Origin of the sequence: Gordonia sp. 852002-10350_SCH5691597 (assembly GCF_001665715.1) — a bacterium.
Taxonomy (GTDB): domain Bacteria; phylum Actinomycetota; class Actinomycetes; order Mycobacteriales; family Mycobacteriaceae; genus Gordonia; species Gordonia sputi.
Genome location: NZ_LZMO01000021.1, coordinates 1 through 20,608, shown reverse-complemented (window position 1 = coordinate 20,608; position 20,608 = coordinate 1). Strand labels below are relative to the sequence as shown.

The 20,608-nt window shown below is 66.8% G+C and carries 21 protein-coding genes, 1 pseudogene and 1 riboswitch; of the genes and pseudogenes, 7 read left to right on the top strand and 15 right to left on the bottom strand.

The window, feature by feature from the left end; all coding sequences use genetic code 11:
• The first annotated feature begins 3 nt into the window (after positions 1 to 3).
• Both A5777_RS01595 and A5777_RS01590 read left to right on the top strand, forming a co-directional pair.
• Complete coding sequence (locus tag A5777_RS01595) at positions 4 to 516, top strand: MogA/MoaB family molybdenum cofactor biosynthesis protein (protein ID WP_197501489.1); 513 nt, start codon at positions 4 to 6, stop codon at positions 514 to 516.
• Positions 513 to 956 (top strand): molybdenum cofactor biosynthesis protein MoaE, encoded by a 444-nt coding sequence (locus tag A5777_RS01590; protein ID WP_064861410.1) that lies wholly within the window; start codon positions 513 to 515, stop codon positions 954 to 956. Before A5777_RS01595 ends, A5777_RS01590 begins: the two co-directional genes overlap by 4 nt.
• Before the next feature lie 119 nt (positions 957 to 1,075).
• Here the strand turns inward: A5777_RS01590 and A5777_RS01585 are convergent, their stop codons facing one another.
• The 5 genes from A5777_RS01585 to A5777_RS01565 form a co-directional block, all read right to left on the bottom strand.
• Positions 1,076 to 1,723: a transglycosylase family protein gene (locus A5777_RS01585; protein WP_064861409.1), complete on the bottom strand. Its 648-nt coding sequence runs from the start codon at positions 1,721 to 1,723 to the stop codon at positions 1,076 to 1,078.
• Between the two features lie 7 nt (positions 1,724 to 1,730).
• Positions 1,731 to 1,909: riboswitch (cyclic di-AMP (ydaO/yuaA leader) on the bottom strand.
• 259 nt (positions 1,910 to 2,168) lie between these two features.
• Complete coding sequence (locus tag A5777_RS01580; protein ID WP_064861413.1) at positions 2,169 to 2,417, bottom strand: MoaD/ThiS family protein; 249 nt, start codon at positions 2,415 to 2,417, stop codon at positions 2,169 to 2,171.
• An 8-nt stretch (positions 2,418 to 2,425) separates the two neighbouring features.
• Complete coding sequence (gene moaA, locus A5777_RS01575; protein ID WP_064861408.1) at positions 2,426 to 3,514, bottom strand: GTP 3',8-cyclase MoaA; 1,089 nt, start codon at positions 3,512 to 3,514, stop codon at positions 2,426 to 2,428.
• Positions 3,511 to 4,071 carry a flavin reductase family protein gene (locus A5777_RS01570; RefSeq protein WP_064861407.1) on the bottom strand — a complete coding sequence of 187 codons (561 nt, stop codon included), beginning with the start codon at positions 4,069 to 4,071 and terminating at the stop codon, positions 3,511 to 3,513. The genes moaA and A5777_RS01570 overlap by 4 nt, the downstream gene beginning before the upstream one ends.
• Positions 4,068 to 4,277, bottom strand: coding sequence for a hypothetical protein (locus A5777_RS01565; protein WP_064861406.1), 210 nt, complete (start codon positions 4,275 to 4,277; stop codon positions 4,068 to 4,070). Before A5777_RS01565 ends, A5777_RS01570 begins: the two co-directional genes overlap by 4 nt.
• Positions 4,278 to 4,516: 239 nt before the next feature.
• Between A5777_RS01565 and A5777_RS25610 the strand changes: the two genes are divergently transcribed.
• Positions 4,517 to 4,936 (top strand): cold-shock protein, encoded by a 420-nt coding sequence (locus A5777_RS25610; RefSeq protein WP_064861405.1) that lies wholly within the window; start codon positions 4,517 to 4,519, stop codon positions 4,934 to 4,936.
• A gap of 4 nt (positions 4,937 to 4,940) precedes the next feature.
• Here the strand turns inward: A5777_RS25610 and A5777_RS01555 are convergent, their stop codons facing one another.
• Both A5777_RS01555 and A5777_RS01550 read right to left on the bottom strand, forming a co-directional pair.
• Positions 4,941 to 5,543 (bottom strand): DUF2771 family protein, encoded by a 603-nt coding sequence (locus A5777_RS01555; protein WP_064861404.1) that lies wholly within the window; start codon positions 5,541 to 5,543, stop codon positions 4,941 to 4,943.
• A gap of 3 nt (positions 5,544 to 5,546) precedes the next feature.
• Positions 5,547 to 7,481, bottom strand: a complete 1,935-nt coding sequence (locus A5777_RS01550) for an MFS transporter (RefSeq protein WP_376782651.1) — start codon at positions 7,479 to 7,481, stop codon at positions 5,547 to 5,549.
• Positions 7,482 to 7,600: 119 nt separating this feature from the next.
• On the opposite strand from A5777_RS01550, the gene A5777_RS01545 reads away from it, so the two are divergent.
• Entirely contained in the window at positions 7,601 to 8,341 is a 741-nt protein-coding gene (locus A5777_RS01545) for a DUF3027 domain-containing protein (RefSeq protein WP_039855934.1), read from the top strand.
• A gap of 12 nt (positions 8,342 to 8,353) precedes the next feature.
• A complete protein-coding gene (locus A5777_RS01540; protein ID WP_039855933.1) occupies positions 8,354 to 11,182 on the top strand; it encodes a sacsin N-terminal ATP-binding-like domain-containing protein in 2,829 nt (942 codons plus the stop codon).
• Here the strand turns inward: A5777_RS01540 and A5777_RS01535 are convergent.
• Positions 11,179 to 11,763 carry a TetR/AcrR family transcriptional regulator gene (locus A5777_RS01535; protein WP_005206653.1) on the bottom strand — a complete coding sequence of 195 codons (585 nt, stop codon included), beginning with the start codon at positions 11,761 to 11,763 and terminating at the stop codon, positions 11,179 to 11,181. The two genes, A5777_RS01540 and A5777_RS01535, sit on opposite strands and share 4 nt — an antisense overlap.
• Before the next feature lie 125 nt (positions 11,764 to 11,888).
• On the opposite strand from A5777_RS01535, the gene A5777_RS01530 reads away from it, so the two are divergent.
• Entirely contained in the window at positions 11,889 to 13,043 is a 1,155-nt protein-coding gene (locus A5777_RS01530; RefSeq protein ID WP_064861403.1) for an acyl-CoA dehydrogenase family protein, read from the top strand.
• Between the two features lie 121 nt (positions 13,044 to 13,164).
• Entirely contained in the window at positions 13,165 to 13,758 is a 594-nt protein-coding gene (locus A5777_RS01525; protein ID WP_064861402.1) for a phosphatase PAP2 family protein, read from the top strand.
• Positions 13,759 to 13,840: 82 nt separating this feature from the next.
• Here the strand turns inward: A5777_RS01525 and A5777_RS01520 are convergent, their stop codons facing one another.
• From A5777_RS01520 to A5777_RS25155, 7 genes and pseudogenes are all read right to left on the bottom strand, one after another.
• Positions 13,841 to 14,518 (bottom strand): TetR/AcrR family transcriptional regulator, encoded by a 678-nt coding sequence (locus A5777_RS01520; RefSeq protein ID WP_064861411.1) that lies wholly within the window; start codon positions 14,516 to 14,518, stop codon positions 13,841 to 13,843.
• Positions 14,519 to 14,566: 48 nt separating this feature from the next.
• Positions 14,567 to 15,712: an acyl-CoA dehydrogenase family protein gene (locus tag A5777_RS01515; protein WP_005206649.1), complete on the bottom strand. Its 1,146-nt coding sequence runs from the start codon at positions 15,710 to 15,712 to the stop codon at positions 14,567 to 14,569.
• Positions 15,713 to 15,725: 13 nt separating this feature from the next.
• Positions 15,726 to 16,946, bottom strand: coding sequence for an acyl-CoA dehydrogenase family protein (locus tag A5777_RS01510; RefSeq protein ID WP_005206648.1), 1,221 nt, complete (start codon positions 16,944 to 16,946; stop codon positions 15,726 to 15,728).
• Positions 16,943 to 18,658 carry a class I adenylate-forming enzyme family protein gene (locus A5777_RS01505; RefSeq protein WP_064861401.1) on the bottom strand — a complete coding sequence of 572 codons (1,716 nt, stop codon included), beginning with the start codon at positions 18,656 to 18,658 and terminating at the stop codon, positions 16,943 to 16,945. The genes A5777_RS01510 and A5777_RS01505 overlap by 4 nt, the downstream gene beginning before the upstream one ends.
• A 28-nt stretch (positions 18,659 to 18,686) precedes the next feature.
• A complete protein-coding gene (locus A5777_RS01500; protein WP_005206646.1) occupies positions 18,687 to 19,436 on the bottom strand; it encodes an SDR family NAD(P)-dependent oxidoreductase in 750 nt (249 codons plus the stop codon).
• Between the two features lie 33 nt (positions 19,437 to 19,469).
• A complete protein-coding gene (locus tag A5777_RS01495) occupies positions 19,470 to 20,276 on the bottom strand; it encodes an enoyl-CoA hydratase-related protein (RefSeq protein ID WP_064861400.1) in 807 nt (268 codons plus the stop codon).
• A gap of 213 nt (positions 20,277 to 20,489) precedes the next feature.
• Positions 20,490 to 20,608: pseudogene (locus tag A5777_RS25155) on the bottom strand (lipase); the annotation flags it as partial.

The window sequence follows — 20,608 nt, the reverse complement described above, 5'->3', positions numbered from 1 at the left end:
AAGATGCCTGACGAGAAGATACCTGACGAGAAACCCGTGGCCCGCGTCGTCGTGGCATCGACACGTGCGAGCCGCGGCCTCTATCTCGACAAGAGCGGCCCGATCATCGCGCAGTGGCTCACCTCACGCGGATTCGTCGTCGATGAGGTCGACGTCGTCGCCGACGGTGCGCCGGTCGGCGACGCGATTCGCGCCGGGATCTACGCATCCGACGCCCTCGTGATCACCACGGGCGGAACCGGCCTCAGCCCGACCGACCGCACCCCGGAGGAGACCCGAGCACTGCTCGACGTCGAGATCCCCGGACTCGCCGACGCGATTCGCACGTCGGGACTCCCGGCGGTGCCGACGGCGGTCCTCTCCCGCGGCGTCGCAGGTGTCGCGGGCCGCACGCTCGTCATCAACCTGCCCGGATCGACCGGTGGAGTCCGCGACGGCCTCGACGTACTCGACGGCGTCCTCGACCACGCGCTCGACCAGATCCGCGGCGGCGATCACCCGCGGAGCGACGCATGACCGTGCGTGTCGTCAAGGCCGATCTCGCCGCCGATCCCATCGACCTCCCGTCTCATGAACAACTCGTCGCCGACGCCGCTGCGGGTTCCGCCGGCGCGATCGTCGGCTTCGCGGGCGCAGTGCGCAACCACGACGGAGATCACGCGTCTGCGGTCACCACGCTCTGGTACTCGTCGCATCCGAGCGCACCTGCGGTGCTCGCCGAGGTGGTCGACGAGGTGTCGGCGTCTGTTGCGGGAGTGCGCGCGGTGGCGGTGTCGCACCGCGTGGGCGAGCTCGACGTGGGCGACGTGGCTTTCGTCGTCGCCGTGGCCGCCGACCATCGGGCGCCTGCATTCGAACTGTGCGCACGGCTCGTCGACGAGGTGAAGGCCCGTCTGCCGGTGTGGAAGCACCAGTTGTTCGCCGACGGCTCAGACGAATGGGTCGGCTCGGCCTGAAACTCGGCCTAAACGACCAGAGAATTGGAAAAGGACCCCGCACGGCCGTTATGGCGTCGTGCGGGGCCCTTTGTCTCGGGGTCCGGCAGTCATCACTGCCGGGACGCGGGCGAGATCGCTCAGGGGAGCGGAATCAGGCCCTTGTTCTGGTTGTAGAGCTTCAGCTGATCCGGCGTGAGCTGGTAGCCACTGTCCTTGGCTGCCTTCCAGAGGTTCTTCACCTCGGGGCTGACCTTGGCGTCGTCGAGCGCGCCGTCGACTTGACTCTTGACGTCGTCGGTGCTCTTGGCCTCGGGGGTCTTCTCCAGCGGGGTCTGCGGCTGCGCCTCGGGCTTCAGCTCAGGCTTGGGGGCCTGCAGCGGCTTGGGCGAGTCGGTGGGAGCGGTCCGCGGGGTCGAGCCCGACAGTCCGGTGCCGCACACCGGCCATGCACCCTTGCCCTGCGTTGCCAGCACGCGCTCTGCAACGGCGATCTGCTGCTCCTTGGAGGCCTGGTCGGCGCTCGGTGCGTACGCGGTGCCACCGTTGGCAGCCCAGGTGCTCGGGCTGAACTGCAGTCCGCCCTGGTAGCCGTTTCCGGTGTTGATCGCCCAGTTGCCCCCGGACTCGCACTGTGCGACCTGGTCCCACTCGGAGTCGGCGGCTGCGTGTGCTGAACCGGTGCCGAGCAGAGCGGCTCCGCCGCCGAGCACTGCGCCGGTGAGCGCGACCTTCGCGAAGGTCTTGGTGGTCGTGTTGGTCGTCGACTTGCGATGACGTCCGGCCATGAGTTGTCTATCCTCTCTCCACGCGCCTACGAAGTCAGCTGTCGGGTTCGAACGAGAGGTTGCTCGGTCCGTGGTCGCCGTGGCGGCCGGTGGACTTAACCCCAAGGGCATCCGTGCGGATGTCCGTATCTCCATCGGAGATGTTGGGTCCCCCGTCCTCGTTCCTGAGTTTGTTGTTCGTCATTCGATCGGGGGAACGAGGCTTGGCGCGCCCGGTCGAATGTTGTGTTCTTTTGGCTGTCCTGTGATCTCCCCGGAGGAGACTGTTCGTACAGTACGACGTCTGCGCCGCCGAATCACCCTCGTCCGCAACTTGTTTTTTGGGCTGTGAGTGGGACTTTGGGCCCAAATTCCCCGTCACCCCTGCTCAACCCGAAGATGGTCGGTTCGTGTCCATCCCGTTATCGCTCTGTTATGTGACTAAGGTCACAGGGGTTCGGACGCGTCAGCCGCCGGCAAACGGGGGCAGAACGTCGATGGTCGCGCAGTCGCCGAGGGGTGCCGTGCGGTCGCACAGGGCGATCGCGTCCCGCAGATACGAGCACCGGGCGAGCACGGGCGTGAGCGCGGGGTGGCCGGCGCTCAGGGCGCGTTCGAGGTCGCCGAGCGTGGCGTCGGCAGGCACATCGATCTCGGTCAGGTCGACACCCGCGGCGGCACGCGCAGCCGCGAAGAACCGAACGGTCAGCGTCATCGGTTCGCTCACCCTCCGATGGCCGACATCGGGCGGTCGGGTTGACGAAACTCCGTGGTATTCACCGCATGTCCCGCGGCCTTGTGCCACATGTCACCTCGCCAGCGCCGCGCGATCTCGGCGTCGAGGGCGCTGGCGGTGAGTCCACCGCGCAGGGCGGGCATCAACGACGTCTCGGCGTCGGCGAACAAACAGTTGCGCAGTGCGCCGTCGGCGGTCAGTCGGGTGCGGTCGCAGTCACCGCAGAACGGCCGCGTCACCGACGCGATCACCCCGACGCGGGCAGTCTGTCCCGTCGGGTCGGTGTGCCCCCGCACGAGCCACGTGGCCGCCGGCGCCCCGCCGCGTGGGCGGGGGTCGGGGTCGAGATCGAAGGTTCGACGCAGCGTCGCGAGGATCTCGTCGGCCGTGAGCATCGCGCCGCGATCCCACCGGTGATCGGCGTCGAGCGGCATCTGTTCGATGATGCGGAGTTGGTAGCCCTCGTCGAGGCAGAAGCGCAACAGCGCAGGCAGGCCCGCGAGGTCGTCACGGCTGGGTACGACGGCGTTGACCTTGACCGGCTGGAGTCCGGCGTCGCGCGCGGCGGCGAGTCCGTCGAGCACGTCGGAGAGCCGGTCGCGGCGGGTGATCTGCGCGAAGCGGGCCGGGTCGATGGTGTCGAGAGAGACGTTGATGCGGTCCAGGCCCGCGTCGGCCAATGCTCTCGCACGGTGTCGCAGCCCGAGTCCGTTGGTGGTGAGCGCGAGTTCTGGCCCTTCCGGCAGGGTCGACGCCGCCGCGATGAGCTCCTCGAGGTCGCGGCGCAGCAGCGGTTCGCCGCCGGTGAAGCGGATGCGTCGGATGCCCAGATCGCGTACGGCGACAGTGAGCACCCGCACGAACTCGTCGGTGGTCAACAGATCCTCGGACGGCAACCAGTCCAGACCTTCGGCAGGCATGCAGTAGGTGCACCGGAGATTGCAGCGGTCGGTCACCGACACCCGCAGGTCCGTGGTGACGCGACCGAACGTGTCGATCAACGGCCCCGACGTCGGCGCATCGACGTCTCGTCTGGGGCGCGGGGCGGTCGGAAGTCCGAGGTCGGTGGTGCTCATGTCGGCCCTGACGTCGGGTGCAACCGCGGACGCGCTTCGAGGGCGCGGAACGTGCTGGCGTGGAAGACGAGCGGTTCGACGTCCGGGTCGCAGTCGAGTGCGTCTATCTGCAGCAACACGACGGTGTGGTCACCAGCGGGCACCTCACTGTGGATATGGCAGGACAATTGTGCGGCGGAGTCGGGGAGAAACAGCGCGCCGTCGTCGGTGGCCTGAGGTGTGGTGTTGTCGAATCGATGCTCGGCGGGACCGGCCAGCTGCCGACACAGCGCCGACTGCGTGTGCGAGAACACGCTCACGCCCAGCGCAGGCGCCTCGCGCAGCCGCGGCCACGTCGTCGAGGTGTTCTGAACGCAGACCGAGACCAGCGGCGGGTCGAGGGAGACCGTCGTGAACGCCGACGCCGCCATGCCGAGCGGGGCGTCGGCGGTGCCGCGGCAACACACCGCGACGACCCCGGTGGGGAAGCAACTGTATGCGCGTTTGAGTGCACCGGGCTCGGACACCGGCGACAGCGCACCGAACGAGCTGCGGCTCGCGTCGCCCTGAGTCGTCATTTCACGCGCCGCCCGGAGCGCAGCGCGTAGACGATGCCGAGAAGGAAACCGATCGGAGTGCACATCGCCAGCAGATAGACCCACGTGGGAGCGGTACCGCCGTCATCGACGGCGGGCATCACGAACAGCGCGATCAGCGCGATCAATCCGATGCCGAACACGAGCCCCGCGAGGGCGAGAAGAGCCGTGGACGATTTCTTCTGCATACCTCAACGGTAGAACACATTCGAGCGTCGCTGCTCCGGGCCGAATGTGAGGTGACTGTTCAGCAGGCCATTGGCTAGAATGTTGGTAACCAGGCGCCCTGCTCATTTGATTGTCGTGGGTTGGGCGTCTTTTGCTGTGAGAAGGCAACTGTTGTGAACGACAAGCCAGTTGCTGTGACAAGACTCGCCGCGGTAGATGACCGCGGTGGTGAGACCGAGCGAAGATGAGGGTGAGCACAGTGCCGACCGGCAAGGTGAAGTGGTACGACGCGGAGAAGGGCTTCGGCTTTCTTGCTCAGGAGAGCGGGGAGGACGTCTACGTCCGCTCGTCCGCGCTGCCCGAAGGCGTCGAGGCTCTCAAGCCGGGCCAGCGCGTCGAATTCGGCATGGCTGCTGGTCGTCGCGGACCGCAGGCGCTGACCGTGACCGTGCTCGAGCCCGCCCCGAGCGTCACGAAGAACACCCGTGAGGCCGCGCGCAAGGAGCAGCAGGCCAAGCGGCACAGCCCCGACGAGTTGCACGGCATGGTCGCCGATCTCATCACGTTGCTGGAGGGCAAGGTGCAGCCCGATCTGCGCAAGGGTCGTTACCCGGATCGTAAGACGGCGCAACGCATTTCCGAGGTCGTGCGCGCCGTAGCCCGCGAGCTCGACGCCTGACTCGCTATCCCGTTGCCGATGGTTCCTGGTCCCGCTCGCTTGGCGGGGTCGGGTTCTGCGGCGAGGGTTGCTTGACCCGGAATCCGTTCGGTGTGGTGTTCAGTGCGAGCACGCCGCGCGCAACCTGGTACTGGCCGTCGACGACGACCGCCGACAGCGGCTGCACCTCGATGTTGACCAGCACCCGGTCGGGTCGTGACGGCAGTTCGACGGTGAAGGTCGACCCGCTCGACTTGTACTCGGGCGTCGGGTCGGGGTTGATGATCACTCCGTTGCGGTCGGCGTAGAGCAGGTAGAGCAGCCACGGGTGGTCGGAGATGTCCTCCGACACCGACAGGGTCGCGCTCTGACCGATCGGCAGCGGCGCGCGCTGACCGCGCAGCGCCTGGTTCTGGTCGGCGGTGCAGTTCTGCATCAGTACGTCGCACCACTCCGTCGGCCGCACGGTGACCAGCTCGTCGTCGATCGCGACGTGCAGATAGCCGCGGTCATCGTGGTGATTGCTGATGACCAGAGCGCTCACGATGCCGCCGACCACACCTGTGAACACGACCGCCACGATCGCGATGATCGCGACCGCCTTCTTCTCACCGCTGTTGAATTGCACGGTTCAATGATGGCCTGTGTGATGACCGCTCGGGTGGACAGGTCCGTGTGGCGGTCTGCTCGGCTGTGGTCGGGTGGGCGCCTCGGACGGGCTCTGGTGGCCGTTTTCGGGCCTCTCACCTGCGCGGAAGGCCCGCTCGGTCGGGTGGGTGAACCGTGTGGTGTCGGCAGCTGCGAACGAGACGGTCGGTGCCGCCTGGTCTGGCCGGTGGCCTCCGAACCCGGGAACCAGCGTCGACCCGCGGGTGGTCATCACGGTCTGCGCCAGGCCGAGGCCGAGGAGCACGGCGACGACGGTGAACCCGATCCACAGCTTCGGCGGAAGCAGTACGCCCAGCGCGGCCCCGAGCACCCAGCACAGTTGTAGGACCGTCTCCGAACGGCCGAAGGCGGATGCCCGCGAACGTTCGGGAAGGTCGTCCTGGATCGACGAATCGAGGCACACCTTGCCGATCGCGCTGGTCCCGGATGCGACGAAGCCCGCGACCACCGCGAGCAATACGTTGCCGAAGATCGCGGCGAGCACTGCGACGATGAAGCAGGCGGCGGTCGCCCACACGATCACCTTCGGTGGATTCTTCAGTTCCAGCCGCGTCCCGACGCCGTTACCGATCGCGTTGCCGACTCCGGCAGCCGCGCCGACCGCGCCGAGCAGCGCGAGTTGCATCCACCCGCTGTGCGACCCCTGCGCTTTGGCGTAGAACGCGATGTAGAGCGTCATGAAGCCGGTGAGGATGCGGATCGTTCCGTTACCCCACAGCCCCGCGACGACGGTCCGGCCCAGCGGCTGGCGCATGGTCTTGGCGATCTCGCGCGCTCCGCGCCTGGCACGGGAAGTGCGTCCCGAACCCGACCCGGACTCCGGCTGATGCGGCTCGTGGTAGGTGAGGGTGGTGGGCACCTCACCCTCGGTGACCTCGACCCACGACGGAATGCGCAGGCACAGGTAGGCGCCGACCGCCGAGATGATCGCCAGCCACACCATCGCGCCGGGGATGTGGATGGGAAGCGCCTTGGCCAACACCACCTCGAACAGCGCGGCCACCGCGCCGCCGATGATCGTCCCGCCGATCAGCCCGAACGTCGTGAGCCGGGAGTTGACGCGCGGAAGGTCGATGCTCGGGGGCACGACACGCGGTGTCACCGCCGACTTCAGCACCCCGAACGATTTGGAGAGCACCAGCAGACCCAGCGCGCACGGGTAGAGCACCCACGGGTCGTACTGCAGTTGCTGCGTCGCGGGGTTCCAGGCGACGTTGCTGATGATGAGCAGCGCGAGCACGGTACGCAGGCCGAACGTCGTGGCCATCGCGATGCGTCGACCGTGTTGGAGACGGTCGAGCATGGGGCCGATCACCGGGGCGATCAGTGCGAAGGGGGCGATCGTCAGTGCCAGATACAGCGCGACGTTCGTCTTCGATTCGCCGGTCGCGGCCGCGAAGAACAGCGTGTTGGCCAGTGCGACGGCCATCGCGGCGTCGACCGCGAAGTTCGCGATGACCGGCAGGGTCAGCGCCGTCAGCCCCGACTTGTCGGCGCCGTCGGCCGTGGCGGCCTGATAGATCTTGTCGACGCCGCGCCCGGTCAGTTCGCGTCCGCGCATCGCTGCCACACGCATGACCGTGATCTTCTTGGGGCCCTTGGCCGACGTCTTGCCGACCTCGTCGGGCATCGCACGCGTGGCGCCTACAGTCGGCGATTCGTCGAGTGGAGGTAGGTGCGGATTGTGTGTGCGTGGCGGTAGGTAGGCGTCGCCGACGGATGCGTGGGCACGACCGCGTTGCCGGCCGTCGCCCGCGGGATAGTTCGCGCTGCCCGGGTGGGCAGCTGGGCGTCGTCGGCTGTACTCGTCGATGCGCGAGGTCTCGCTCTCGGGTACCGGCGTCGTCGGGGGGTCGTCGTTCGATCGGCCGCCGTCGTCCCGCCTCCATCGGATCACCTGATCAATTGTTCCTCATAGGTGTGACTGTGTGGCGTAACCGTCCGTCGTGTGGGGCGCCACAACGTCTGGAGGTGGGCGGTTGGCCTGGCGCGGCGTCGATATTGCACACTGGAACAGTGATCGCAGTGACCGGAAACCAGCTTCTGCTCGACGCCGTCGAGTCGGCTCGCTCAGCGCTCGAAGCCGACGGGGAGCATCCGGGCGACCACCGCGCCGCCATCGCGGAGGGGGAGTGGGCCGTCGCCCACTACTTCGACTCCGACATTCCCGGCTACCAGGGGTGGCAGTGGTGTGTGGTGGTCGCAGGCTCGCCGAACAGCGACGAGGTGACGATCAGCGAGACCGCGCTCCTGCCCGCCGACGGCGCGCTGCTCGCGCCGGACTGGCTGCCGTGGTCGCAGCGCGTCGAGTCGGGCGATCTGCATCCCGGCGATGTGCTCGCCGCCGAGGACGACGATCCGCGGCTGGTGCCCAACCAGATCGACACCGGCGACGAGTTCGTCGCCGATGACGACGACGTCGCGCAGGTGGCGGGCGAACTCGGACTCGGCCGACGCCGCGTGCTCAGCCGCGAGGGACGTGACGACGCCGCGCAACGTTGGTACGACGGCGACTTCGGTCCCGGTTCCGAAATGGCTCAGGCCGCACCGTTCTCGTGCGGGACCTGCGGCTTCTACATCCCCCTCTCCGGCGCTCTGCGGGCGGCGTTCGGCGCGTGCGCCAACGAACTCGCCGCCGACGGCCGCGTGGTGTCGGCCGAGTACGGCTGCGGGGCGCACTCCGACGTCGAGCCGCATCGGGGCGAGGGATCGCCCGCGTACGAGGCATTCGACGACGGCGTGCTCGAGATCGTCTGAGAACGGCCGACCCTGACGACCGACCGGCGCGACACCGACGACCCGTTCGGGACGGACCGCCTGCGCGCAGCGACACTCGACGCCTGGCGCTCGTCACCGACCCGGCTGATCGAGGACAGTAACGCCGAGGACGATCTGGTCACCGTCGGCTACCGCGACCGACTGTTCACAGAGCTCGCGGTCAACGCTGCGGATGCGGCAGCCGTTTCGAATTCTTCTGCACGCATTGCCGTCTGGCTCGACGGCCGCGAACTGCACGTCGCCAACACGGGTGCTCCGCTGAGTGCCGACGGCGTGCGTTCGCTTGTGGCGCTTCGGGTGTCGGCGAAATCCGACGACACCGCCGCAGGAGTCATCGGCCGCTACGGCGTCGGATTCACGGCGACCGCCACCATCGCCGACCACGTCGAGATCCGCTCGACGACGGGCTCCGTCCGCTTCGATCGCGCCGATACCGTTGCCGCGGTGCGGGATTCGGGTATCTCGCCGCGAGACGGCGCGTCGGTTCCGTTGCTGCGCCTGGCGTGGCCCGTCAGCACTGCGCCCGCTGCCGACTTCGACACCGACGTCGTGCTGGGGTTGACGGCGGACGTCGACGCCCAAGCGCTCCTTGCCGACATCGCGGTGCAGGTCCCCGATCTGCTGCTCTCCCTCGAAGCCGTCGAGTCGATCACGCTGCCGGACAGGAGCTTTCGGATCGAACGGACCGATTTCGACGCTGCCGAGTCCGACGCTGCGCAGCTCGGCCCTGGCAGTAGTGCCCGGCGGTTGCGGGTGTTCGTCGACGTCGAAGGTGCCGAGCGGGTGTACGCCTCGTGGCTGGAGGTGACGCACACGCGCGACGGTATTGTGAACCGTTGGCTCGCACCGCAGTCCAACGGTGCCGTGGCTGCTCGTCCGGTGCGGGGAGTGCTGTACGCGCCGACGGCCACCGACATCGAGCTAGGACTACCCGCCAGGATCATCACATCGCTGCCGCCGACGCCGGACCGACGTCGACTGCTTCCCGACGTCGACATAGCCTCTGCCGCAGCCGGTTACGCGGACCTGCTCCGCGTTGCCGAACCATCCGATCGGCTCGCTCTGCTACCGGCGTCGCATCGGATCGCAGGACTCGACGACGCGCGGCTCACCGAGGCCGTCGTCGACGAGGTGCGCGATGCGTCATGGCTGCCCGCGGCCGACGGCCCCGACCTGGTGCCATCGCGTGCGGTGATGCTGCTCGGACTCACCGACGAATTGGCCGACGTACTCGGCGATCTCTTCGCCGACCTCGTGCACCCCGACCTCTCCACGTCCAGCTCGCTTGTCGTGCTCGAACGTCTAGGGGTCACACCGATAGGGCTTGCGACCCTTGCTGATCGGCTCGTCGGTGTCGACCGTCCAGCGGCCTGGTGGCAGCGGCTCTACGCCGCACTCGCGCCACTCGTGCCGACGTCGCGGGAGGTCGAGGAGCTGTCCGCGCTGCCGGTCCCGCGCGCGGACGGTCGCATGAACATCGGCGCGCGTGGGCTTTTCGTCGTCGCGACGTCGCGTCCACTGCGATGGATTCGCACCGTCGATCCCGACGCCGACCATCCGCTCCTCGAACGACTTGGCGTGCAACGTCTCTCGGTGTCGGAGGCGCTCGCCGACGATTCACTGCGCGCACTCGTCGAGGATGAGGATGCGGTCGACGACGAGGACTCGACACTTCTGGACGAGGTCGTCGAACTGCTCGTCGCGGATCCCGGTGCGGACGCACCGGAGTGGTTGTCGCGCATGGCGTTACCCGCCGACGGCGAGTGGCGCAACGCCGACGAACTACTACTGCCGGACGCTCCGCTGCTCTCCGTGCTCGTCGACGATCATCCGTTCGGCATCGTCGACGACGAGCTGGTGGCGCGTGTCGGAGCCGACGTGCTGCGCAGAATCGGCGTCGGGTGGGGTTTCACGACCGTCTCCGACGAGTTCCCGACCGCGCCGGATCACGACCTGCCCGATGAGGAACTCTGGTGGGACGGTCTCGCCGATCTTCCCGAAACCCTTACCGCGGTGCGCGATCTCGACCTCGTCGACGATGACTGCTGGCCCGAGGCGCTGACCTTGCTCGCGCGTGACGAGTCGCTCGAGTCGGTGCTCGCCGACCGTCACGGGTACACGGCGTGGTGGTTGCGTCATCACGCGTACATCGACGGGCATCCGCTCGGCTGGTACCGCGCACCGTCGGAGTCGGCGCTGGCCGGAGTCCGCGACGTCCTCGACCATCCGTACGCCGACTCGCTTGCCGCGGCGCTCGGCGGCAGCGACGTCGAATCGGTCGCCGACGCCGACACTCTGCTGCACAACCTCGCCGATCCTGCGCGCGACGTGTCGGCCGGCGCGGCGTCGACGACGTACGCCGCGATGGTGCGTGCATGCCGACGCGGAACCGTCGAACCGATGGATCTCGCTGTGCCGGAACGTGTTCGAGCGGTGTCAGGCAGCGCAGTAACCGACGCGGTGGTGATCGATCGTCCGTGGTACCTGCAGGTCGTCGACGCCGACGCAATGGTCGTGTTCGCGGCCGACGCCGCCAGCCCGTCAGATGACGCCGCTCTGTTGGCTGACATTCTCGACGTTCCGACCTCGTCGGAGGCGTTCAACGCCGTCGTCGCGTCGCAGGGCGAGCCGTCGACCGCTGCGGGCACCGACGCAGTGCTCTTCACCGCGCTCACCGGGCGCGCAGTGGACGGCGAAGTCAGAGTCCACGACGACCTGGTCGTCACCGTGGCCCGCGACGGCGAGAGCGTCGACATGTCCGTCGACTGGTGGATCGACGACCGGGGCATCACGCATCTTCGACGCCGCGCGCGGCGCTAACCTCGGTCGACGTCGATCCCGCGCGTGAGGATCGACGCGAGCTGCCGATAGGCCTGCGCGTCGTCGAGGCCGGTGTGTGCTTCGACGTCGCGCCGTTGGATGCGACTCATCATCGTCGCGGCGAGGTCGCCCGCGAAAGCGGCGTCCACGTCACGGAATTCGCCCGCGGCGACCCCAGCAGCGATGAGTCCGCGCACGCGGGCGGCGGCAGCGGCGGTGTTCTGTTCGTAGAGTTCGCGCGTCGGCGCGAAGGCGTGCAGGTCGGCCATGAACTGCGCGGATGCGGGCGAGAGAGCATCGCCCACCGCGATCAGGTACTCGACGACGGCGTCGCGCGACGTCGCGGCGTCGGCTACTCGCGACTCGACCTGGTCGGTCGCCGTGCGGAAGAAGTGGGTGACCGTCTTGGTCACGAGCTGCTCCTTGCTGCCTGCCAGTGTGTAGAGCGTCGAGCGTGAACAGTGCAGGCGCGCAGCGAGGTCGGCGATCTGGAGGTGCGCAAAGCCGTCGTCGAGCATCAGCGCGAGGAGGCCATCGAACAACTCAGTTCGACGCCGCGTCGCGAGCTCGGCTCGGGTCATCGGTCATCTCCTGGGCGGTGGTGGGGGCATTGCATTCTCGCTCGGATAGTACTAGGAAGAGTACCTGAGTACTGTATTGAGTCGAGCATTAGTAGCTGTTCAGATCACGCACCATCGGAGGATTCATGCCCGTCGACCGTCTCCTGCCCACCGACGAGGCTCGTGATCTGATCGCGCTGACCAGGGACTTCGCCGACAAGAAGTTCCTCCCCATCGTCGACGAGTATGAAAAGGCCGAGCGGTATCCCGACGGCCTCTTCGCCGAGATGGGCGAGGCAGGACTGCTCGGGCTGCCCTACCCGGAGGAGTGGGGAGGCGGCGGCCAGCCCTACGAGGTGTACCTGCAGGTGCTCGAAGAACTCGGCACGCGCTGGGCATCGGTTGCCGTCGCGACCAGCGTGCACGGCCTCGCCTGCCATCCCCTGTTCACCTTCGGCACCGACGAGCAGAAGCAGCAGTGGCTCCCGGATCTGTTGGAGGGCAAGCTGATCGGCGCGTACAGCCTGTCCGAGCCGCAAGCGGGATCCGACGCCGCTGCACTCAACTGCAAAGCCGCGCCCGCCGAGGGCGGATACTCCGTCACCGGCGCCAAGGCGTGGATCACCCACGGCGGCATCGCCGATGTCTACAACCTGTTCGCGCGGACAGGCGAAGGCTCCAAGGGCATCTCGTGCTTCCTCGTTCCCCGCGACACCGCAGGCCTCTCGTTCGGCAAACCCGAAGAGAAGATGGGCCTTGCGGCGGTCCCCACCACCTCGGCACACTATGACGACGCCTTCATCGAGGAGGGACGTCGACTCGGCGCCGAGGGCCAGGGACTCCAGATCGCTTTCTCCGCACTGGATTCCGGCCGACTCGGCATCGCGGCCGTCGCCACCGGCCTCGCACAGGCCGCGCTCGACGCCGCCGTCGACTACGCACACGAACGAACCACGTTCGGCCGCAAGATCATCGACCACCAAGGCCTCGGCTTCCTGCTCGCCGACATGGCCGCCGCCGTCGACTCCGCCCGGGCAACCTACCTCGACGCCGCACGACGTCGCGATGCGGGACAACAATATTCGCGCGCCGCTGCCACCGCCAAGCTGATCGCCACCGACGCCGCGATGAAGGTCACCACCGACGCCGTCCAGGTGCTCGGCGGCTACGGCTACACCCGCGACTTCCGCGTCGAGCGGTTCATGCGCGAAGCCAAGATCACCCAGATCTTCGAGGGCACCAACCAGATCCAGCGCCTCGTCATCAGCCGCGCCCTCGCGGCCACGCAGCCCGCCGGGTGAGCGTCCAGCCCCCCTCTAAATGTGTGTTGTACCTAAAGATGTGGGTGCTGTAGCACCCACATCCTTCAACACGGCACACATTCACCGCTGATCGGCGGGCATCGTCGGTAGTGTGGCGAGAATGATCGTGCAGATCAGCGACGTCGACCAAAACATCACCACGTGGGTCGTCGACCACCGCACCGCGCCACTGACGGGTCTTGCGCACGTCGTCACGGTGTTCGGCAACACGATCACCCTCTGGATCGTCGCGACACTCGTCGTGATCGCGCTCGCCGCCCGTAAGCACGTGACCGAGGCCGTCTACGTCGGGCTGGGTTCGCTCCTCGGAGCGTCGTTGATGGTGATCCTCAAACATCTCGTCAGGCGCGAGAGACCCCCGCGCGACGACCGGCTCCTCCACATCGAGAGCTACTCATTTCCCTCGGGACACTCGATGATGACGATGGTTGTGTACGGACTCATCGCCGTCGCGGCGTACCGGGTGATCCCGTGGGTGCGTGCGCATCCGTGGTCGATGGCGCTAGCGCCGGTGATATCGATCCTGGTCGGCCTGACCCGCATCTACCTCGGCGTCCACTGGACCACCGACGTCCTCGCCGGCTGGCTCTTCGGCGCCGTGTGGGTCGGGCTGTGCACCTGGGTGCTCTCGCTCTGGCTGTCCTCGCGCGGCCGATCCGACCGCCCAGTGTCCGAGCCATCGGACTCCGCCTAGCCAGCCGCGCCCTCACCGCTGGTCGAGCCCAACCGCTGCGTCGAGAGCCCCCACCCGCTGGTCGAGCTTGTCGAGACCACCCCTACAGCGCGGCCAGGTACCCGCCGAGCCGATCGCCGACGACCAGCGCCGGCAGAGCGAACCGCAGCTGCGCCGTCGCGTACTCGTCGATCGTCAGCGCGGGCGCGAAATGCCAGTGCTTCAGCGCCCACCCGTGCGCGAGCATCATCAGATCGAACACCGCGAGGTCGACATCGACGTCCGCCTTCATCGACCCGTTCTCGATGGCTGCGGTGATCGCGTCGCGCATCGGCGCCGACGTCTCCACCTCGAGCTGCTTGATCTGGTCCCGACCCTCCGCGTCGAGCGTGCGGCTCTCCCGATACGTCAGCACGACGGCATCGCGGTTCTCGTCGACGATCCGCGCGTACTGCCGGAAACCGGCGATGAGTTGTTCGACGGGGTCGTCGCCCGCGAGGTCCATCGCGGGTTGCAACTGATCGCGGAACTTCTCCAGGATGTCGACGATGGCGGCGAGGAGGATGTCCTCCTTCGACCCGAAATACTTGTAGAACAATCCGACGCTGACCTGCGCCTCGTCGGCAAGCGCCTGCATCGACATCTGGTGAAACCCGGTGCGCTCCATGACGGCCACGGCGGCGTCGAGCAACTGTCGTCGACGCGACGAGACCCGGACCGCGCGCACCGCATCTTCGACGGCCAGATCCGACGTCGAGCGTGCGGTTGCGGATTTCGCCACGAGTCCTCCTCCATCGAACGGTGAATCACCGTTCATCACTGTAGCCGCTCAGATGCCCAGATCCTTGGCGACGATGGTCTTCATGATCTCCGACGTCCCGCCGTAGATGGTCTGGATACGCGCGTCGACGAATGCTCGTGCCACCGGATACTCCCGCATGTAGCCGTAGCCGCCGTGCAGTTGCAGGCACCTGTCCGCGGTCCGGACCTGTAGTTCGGTTGCCCACCACTTCAGCCGCGCCGCCCGTGCCGCGCTCAGTTCTCCCCGGACGTGTTCTGCGATGCAGTCGTCTAGGAACGTCCGTGCGATGTCGAGTTCGGTTGCGAGCTCGGCCAGGACGAACTGGGTGTTCTGGAACGACGCGATCGGCGAACCGAACGCGGTGCGCTCCTTCACGTACTCCAGGGTGCGGGCGAAAACACCTTCGGCTGCCGCGATGGCGCCCACGGACAGTGAGAGCCGTTCCTGCGGAAGGTTTCTCACCAGTTGGTAGAAGCCCTCGCCCTCTTCGCCGAGACGGTTCGCCACCGGTACCCGCATGTCGTGAAAGGAGAGCTCGCTGGTGTCCTGTGCGTGCAGCCCGATTTTGTCGAGGTTGCGGCCACGCTCGAAACCCGTTGTGGCAGCGTCGACGACGAGCAGCGTGAGTCCCTTGTGCTTGTCCGGGCTCGTCCTCGTCGCGACGACGAACAGGTCGCCGTTTCGGCCGTTGGAGATGAACGTCTTCGACCCGTTGACCACGTAGTGATCGCCATCGCGCACCGCCGACGTGGTGATGCCGGTAAGGTCGCTGCCCGCCCCCGGCTCCGTCATCGCGATGCCGAGCACGGTCTCCCCGCTGACGACGCCTGGTAGCCAGCGCGCCTTCTGCTCGTCGGTGGTCAGCTCGGTGAGGTAGGGGAGGACGACGTCGTTCTGTAGTGAGAACGCGATCGCTTCGGCGGCCGCGCCGGTGCGTGCGATTTCGTCGATCAGGATTGCGTTGTACCGGAAGTCGTCGACGCCTGGCCCGTCGAACTGCTCGTCGACCTCGAATCCGATCAGCCCGTTCTTGCCCGCCTCGGTGAACAGGCTTCGGTCCCATTGGCCCGCGGTTTCCCAGTTCTCGTGCGAGGGAGTGATCTGCTCGGCGACGAATCGTGCTGCGGTGTCGCGGAATTGCTTGTGCTCGATGTCGTAGGTGAGTGCGCTCATGGGGAGTCTCCGTTCAGCGGAAGGCATTCTGGCCGGTGTAGGCCTGGCCGAGGACAAGTTGGTGCATCTCTGGGGTGCCCTCATAGGTGAGCACCGATTCGAGGTTCACCATGTGACGGATCACCGGATACTCCAGCGAGATACCGTTGCCGCCCAATATGGTTCGCGCCGTGCGACAGATCTCGATGGCCTCACGAGTGTTGTTGAGTTTGCCGAAGCTGACCTGGTCCGGACGCAGCCCGACCGAATCCTTCAGACGTCCGAGGTGGTACGCCAGTAACTGGCCCTTCTGCAGTTCGACGGCCATGTCGGCGAGCTTCGCCTGTGTCAGTTGGAATCCGGCGATCGGCTTGCCGAATTGTGTTCGCTGCGTGGCATACTCGAGCGCTGCCGCCCAGGCGGTGCGAGCCGCACCGATCGATCCCCAGATGATTCCGTACCTGGCCTCGGTGAGACTCGAGAGCGGACCCTTGATTCCCCTGCCCTTGTGCAGGTCGTCGTTTCCGGGCATCAGCGCATTCGCGGGCAACCGCACGTTGTCCATGACGATCTCACCGGTGGTCGACGCCCGGAGCGACGCCTTGTGCTTGATCTCCGGTGTGGAAACACCGGGAGTGTCGGTGGGCACGATGAAGCCCCGCACACCCACGCCACCGTCGGGGAGGTCGGTCTGCGCCCAGACGACGGCGACGTCGGCGATGGGGGCGTTGGTGATCCACATCTTGCGGCCGTCGAGAATCCAGTCGTCGCCGTCGCGCCTGGCGCGCGTCTTCATCGACGCCGGGTCTGATCCGGCGTCGGGCTCAGTGAGACCGAAACAGCCGACGGTGGTGCCTTCGGCCATGGACGGCAGCCACTGCGTCTTCTGTGCTTCGCTGCCGTTGTTGTAGATCGAGAACATTGCGAGTGAACCCTGCACCGAAACCATCGACCGGATGCCCGAATCGCAGGCCTCGAGTTCGAGACTGGCCAGGCCGTAATGCACCGACGACGCTCCGCCGCAACCGTATCCGTCGAGATGCATGCCGAGAACGCCGAGCTGACCGAATTGTTTGAACAGCTCGCGCGCGATCGGGATTCCGCCCTCCTCGAACCAGTCGGCGATGTACGGGGTCACGGCCTCGGCGAGAAATCCGCGGACCGAATCGCGAACGGCCAGTTCGTCGTCGGAGTATCCGAGATCGAGGTTGAGGGGGTCGAGGGCGGAGAACTTGGTGCTGGCGGTGGTGCTCATCGGTCGGCTCCGTTGGTGGTCGATGTTGTCAGTGGTGCGGGGGCGTCGAATTCGCCCGCCGACATCTCGGCGGCTGCGGATGTGGTTGCCCGGTAGTGGAGTTTCTTGCCGGTCGCGGAAACAGGGAGCGACTCGACGATGCGATAGGCGCGCGGACGTTTGAACTGCGAGAGCATCGGGTGCTCACGGCAGTAGCTGTCGAGTTCCTCCGGGGACGGGTGGGCGCCCTCGACAGGCACGATGTAGGCGACGACGAGCTGTCCCCACCGGTCGTCGGGAACCCCGACGACAAGCGAATCCGCCACTGCGGGATGGCCGTTCAGAGCCTCCTCGACCTGTACCGGATGCACATTCTCGCCGCCGGAGATGAGCATGTCGTCCTTGCGGCCGACGATCGTGACGAACTCGTCGACGTCCCAGGTGGCGAGATCGCCGATGTGCAGCCAGCTACCGTTGTACTTCGCCTTCTCCTGCTGGGGTGAATCGAAATACGCCGCAGCACATTTCGGTGAGCGGATGATCACTTCACCGACCTCGTCGCCGTCTCGTGCGACGACGTCGTCCGGGTCGGCCAGCTGGCCGTCGTCGCGGACGTGGACGACGCGCACGTCGTCGTCGAGGCAGGCGCGTCCGGCGGTTCCGGCGTGATCGGGCAGGTCCGTGGGACGCAGGAAGGTGTTCCAGAACCCCTCGGTGCTGCCGTATCCGTTGAAGATCCTGGGGGTGAGCACCTCCTGATAGAGCAGTGCGGCGTCGCGTTCGAGGGGAGCACCCATGGTGACGATGCCGTTCAGGCTGGACAGGTCTCGCGGACGACGTTGCTGCTCGGCAGCGAGCATCGCGAGGTTGGTCGGCGCACCGATGAGGAATGTCAGTCCGTAGCGCTCGACCCAGTCGAGTGTCGTCGCCGCGTCGAACACACGCATCGGTACCAGCGACGATCCGAGGTAGAACGTGGGATTGGGTCCGGCGCAATAGAGTCCACCGCGGTGGAACCACGGAGTCATGTTCAGCATGCGATCCTCCGGTGAGAGCGGGAAGTGCATGATCACGTCATGCGCCGAGAAGATCTCGATCGCGCTGTTCATCGGCACTGCTTTGGGCATGCCGGTGGTGCCGGACGTGTAGAGCCGGGTGGTCTCGTCGAACACGCCGCGGGTTGTCCGCGGTGCCGGAGCGTCGGCAGGCAGGTCGGTGAATCGGATCGATCGCGGGCCGTCGACGAGAGTGCCTGTGCCCACGCCGATCAGGACGTCCGGCGTATGCTCGGCGCGCTCGATTGCCGTGGACACCATGTCGGTGAGCTCGGTGTCGTAGATGTAGACCGACGGCCTGCTCACATCGAGGATGACCGCCGTCTCGCCTGCCGCCAACCGGAAGTTCATCGGTGACCCGACGGCGCCTACGGCCTGGGTGGCGAGGTAGAGCTGCGCGAACTCGGGTCCGTTGAACAATTGATATCCGACGACGTCGCCGTCGCCGACACCGTGGGCGGCGAGGCCTGCGGCCAACGAGTCCACTGCGGCGCCGAGCTCTGCGTACGTCCACTCGGTGTCGGTCGTCGGGTCGATCATCGCTGTGGTGTGCGCGTATCGGGAGACGTTGCGGCGGAAGCCGTTCAGATACGTGAACTCGTGCTCGAAGAACGAGCGGTACTGTGCTGCGTCGTATACGTACGGTGTTGCGGCGTCGTGACTGGCGGTGGTGCTCATGATGATCTCCAGTGACCTCGGGGTTGGCCTAGCCGGCCATCGTGAGTCCGCCGCTGACGCTGATCACCTGGCCGGTGATGAACGACGCCGCGGGGGAGGCGAAGAACAGGACGGGCGCTGCGACCTCGTCGGGACGGGCGAGTCGTCGGAACGGAATCGCTTTGACGAGAGCCTCTTTGAGCTTGTCGGGCTGAGCCTGGAACAACGGGGTGTCGGTGGGTCCGGGGCACACGGCGTTCACGGTGATCTGGTGACGCGCCATTTCTCGTGCCAGCGACTTGCTCAAGGCGATCACGCCGCCCTTGGCGCCCGCGTAGATGGATTCGCCTGCGCTGCCGACTCGTCCGGCGTCGGAGGCAAGGTTGATCACCCGACCGCCCTGCCAGCCTTCGGTTGTCGACGCCTCGACCATTCCCGGTAGAAAGGCGCTCGCCATGTGGACTGGTCCGAGGTAGTTGATCGCGACCACCTTCTCCGCGAATTCGGTGCTCGCATTGAGGAATTGGTCGGTGCGGTCCCATCCCGCGGCGTTGACGAGGATGTCGGCGACACCGACCTCGGTGTTGACGGCGTCTCGTAGCGCGTCGACAGTGGCCCGGTCGGCGACGTCGACGGACATCGGCACGATGGCGGCGTTCTGCTCAGCTGTACGCTTGGCGGCGTCGAGGTCGAGATCGGCCGCGACGACCGTGGTGCCCTGCTCGGCGAATGCGAGCGTGATGGCCTTACCGATACCCGATCCTGCGCCGGTGACGACGGCGATGCTGTTGGTGCTCATGGGTTTTGCTCCTGTGGTCTGTGGTTGCTGCGGTCAGGCGCCGACGTACTTGTTGAAATCGGGTGCGCGCTTCTCGGCGAAAGCCGTTGCGCCCTCAAGTCCCTCGGGGGAGTGGGTGAAGAGGTCCAGTGCGCTCATCGCGAGATTGGAGAGTCCGGCCTGATGGTCGGAGTCCGCGTTGAAGCTCTGCTTGAGGAAGCGCAGCGTCGTCGGCGACTTCTCCGCGATCTCGGCAGCGATCTTCTTGGCCTCGTCGAGCAAATCTGCCGCCGGGACAACCCAGTTCACCAGGCCCCAACGCTCAGCCGTGGCGGCGTCGTATTGGCGGCACAGGTACCAGATCTCGCGCGCCCGCTTCTCGCCGACGACCCGTGCCAGGTAGGCCGAGCCGAATCCGGCGTCGAATGAGCCGACCTTGGGGCCCGACTGGCCGAAGCGTGCGGTGTCTGCGGCGATGGTCAGGTCGCACAGCACATGCAGCACGTGTCCGCCGCCGATGGCCAGTCCGTTGACCGCCGCGATGACGGGCTTGGGGATGTCACGGATCACCTTGTGCAGGTTGCCGATCTCGAACATGCCCGACTCCGACGGCCCGTAGTCGCCGGTCTCTGCTCGCTGCTTGACGTCGCCGCCGGTGCAGAAGGCCTTCTCTCCCGCGCCGGTCAGGATCACGGCCTGCACGTTGCGGTCGGCCCAGGCACGTCGGAAGGCGTTGATCATCTCTTCGACGGTCTTGGCGCGAAATGCGTTGTAGCGCTGCGGGCGGTTCATCGTGATGACCGCCGTCGGGCCCTCCACGACGTACTCGATGTCTTCGTAGTCGGTGGTGCCGTAGCTCATGTCTGTGCTCCTTCGCGATGATGGTTGCCGAGACGGAGTGACTCGGACTTCATAGTGAATGAACGTACATTCACTCCATTCGACGTGTCAAGGGTCACAGCTGAGTAGATTGTCGTTCGCGCAGGTCAACGCCCGTCGACTGGGCGTTTCCTTACGTCGACTGGGCGCTTCCTGATGCCGACTGGGCGCTGCGTCACGCCGACCGGGCGCTGTCTAGTACGCGCTCCCGCTCAGCGGCGCCGCCCGGTCGCACGGGACCGGGCGGGGGTGAGCGGGGTCGAGTGCGTTCAGGACGAAGTACGCGGCGCGGCGCGAACCCGCGACGCCCGCGT

Excerpts from the sequence above, each read along its gene's own strand:
- A5777_RS01595 (WP_197501489.1), top strand. The coding sequence starts at position 4 with ATGCCTGACGAGAAGATACCTGACGAGAAACCCGTGGCCCGCGTCGTC.
- A5777_RS01590 (WP_064861410.1), top strand. The coding sequence starts at position 513 with ATGACCGTGCGTGTCGTCAAGGCCGATCTCGCCGCCGATCCCATCGAC.
- A5777_RS01585 (WP_064861409.1), bottom strand. The coding sequence starts at position 1,723 with ATGGCCGGACGTCATCGCAAGTCGACGACCAACACGACCACCAAGACC.
- A5777_RS01580 (WP_064861413.1), bottom strand. The coding sequence starts at position 2,417 with ATGACGCTGACCGTTCGGTTCTTCGCGGCTGCGCGTGCCGCCGCGGGT.
- moaA (WP_064861408.1), bottom strand. The coding sequence starts at position 3,514 with ATGAGCACCACCGACCTCGGACTTCCGACCGCCCCGCGCCCCAGACGA.
- A5777_RS01570 (WP_064861407.1), bottom strand. The coding sequence starts at position 4,071 with ATGACGACTCAGGGCGACGCGAGCCGCAGCTCGTTCGGTGCGCTGTCG.
- A5777_RS01565 (WP_064861406.1), bottom strand. The coding sequence starts at position 4,277 with ATGCAGAAGAAATCGTCCACGGCTCTTCTCGCCCTCGCGGGGCTCGTG.
- A5777_RS01535 (WP_005206653.1), bottom strand. The coding sequence starts at position 11,763 with ATGACCCGAGCCGAGCTCGCGACGCGGCGTCGAACTGAGTTGTTCGAT.
- A5777_RS01530 (WP_064861403.1), top strand. The coding sequence starts at position 11,889 with ATGCCCGTCGACCGTCTCCTGCCCACCGACGAGGCTCGTGATCTGATC.
- A5777_RS01525 (WP_064861402.1), top strand. The coding sequence starts at position 13,165 with ATGATCGTGCAGATCAGCGACGTCGACCAAAACATCACCACGTGGGTC.
- A5777_RS01515 (WP_005206649.1), bottom strand. The coding sequence starts at position 15,712 with ATGAGCGCACTCACCTACGACATCGAGCACAAGCAATTCCGCGACACC.
- A5777_RS01510 (WP_005206648.1), bottom strand. The coding sequence starts at position 16,946 with ATGAGCACCACCGCCAGCACCAAGTTCTCCGCCCTCGACCCCCTCAAC.
- A5777_RS01505 (WP_064861401.1), bottom strand. The coding sequence starts at position 18,658 with ATGAGCACCACCGCCAGTCACGACGCCGCAACACCGTACGTATACGAC.
- A5777_RS01500 (WP_005206646.1), bottom strand. The coding sequence starts at position 19,436 with ATGAGCACCAACAGCATCGCCGTCGTCACCGGCGCAGGATCGGGTATC.
- A5777_RS01495 (WP_064861400.1), bottom strand. The coding sequence starts at position 20,276 with ATGAGCTACGGCACCACCGACTACGAAGACATCGAGTACGTCGTGGAG.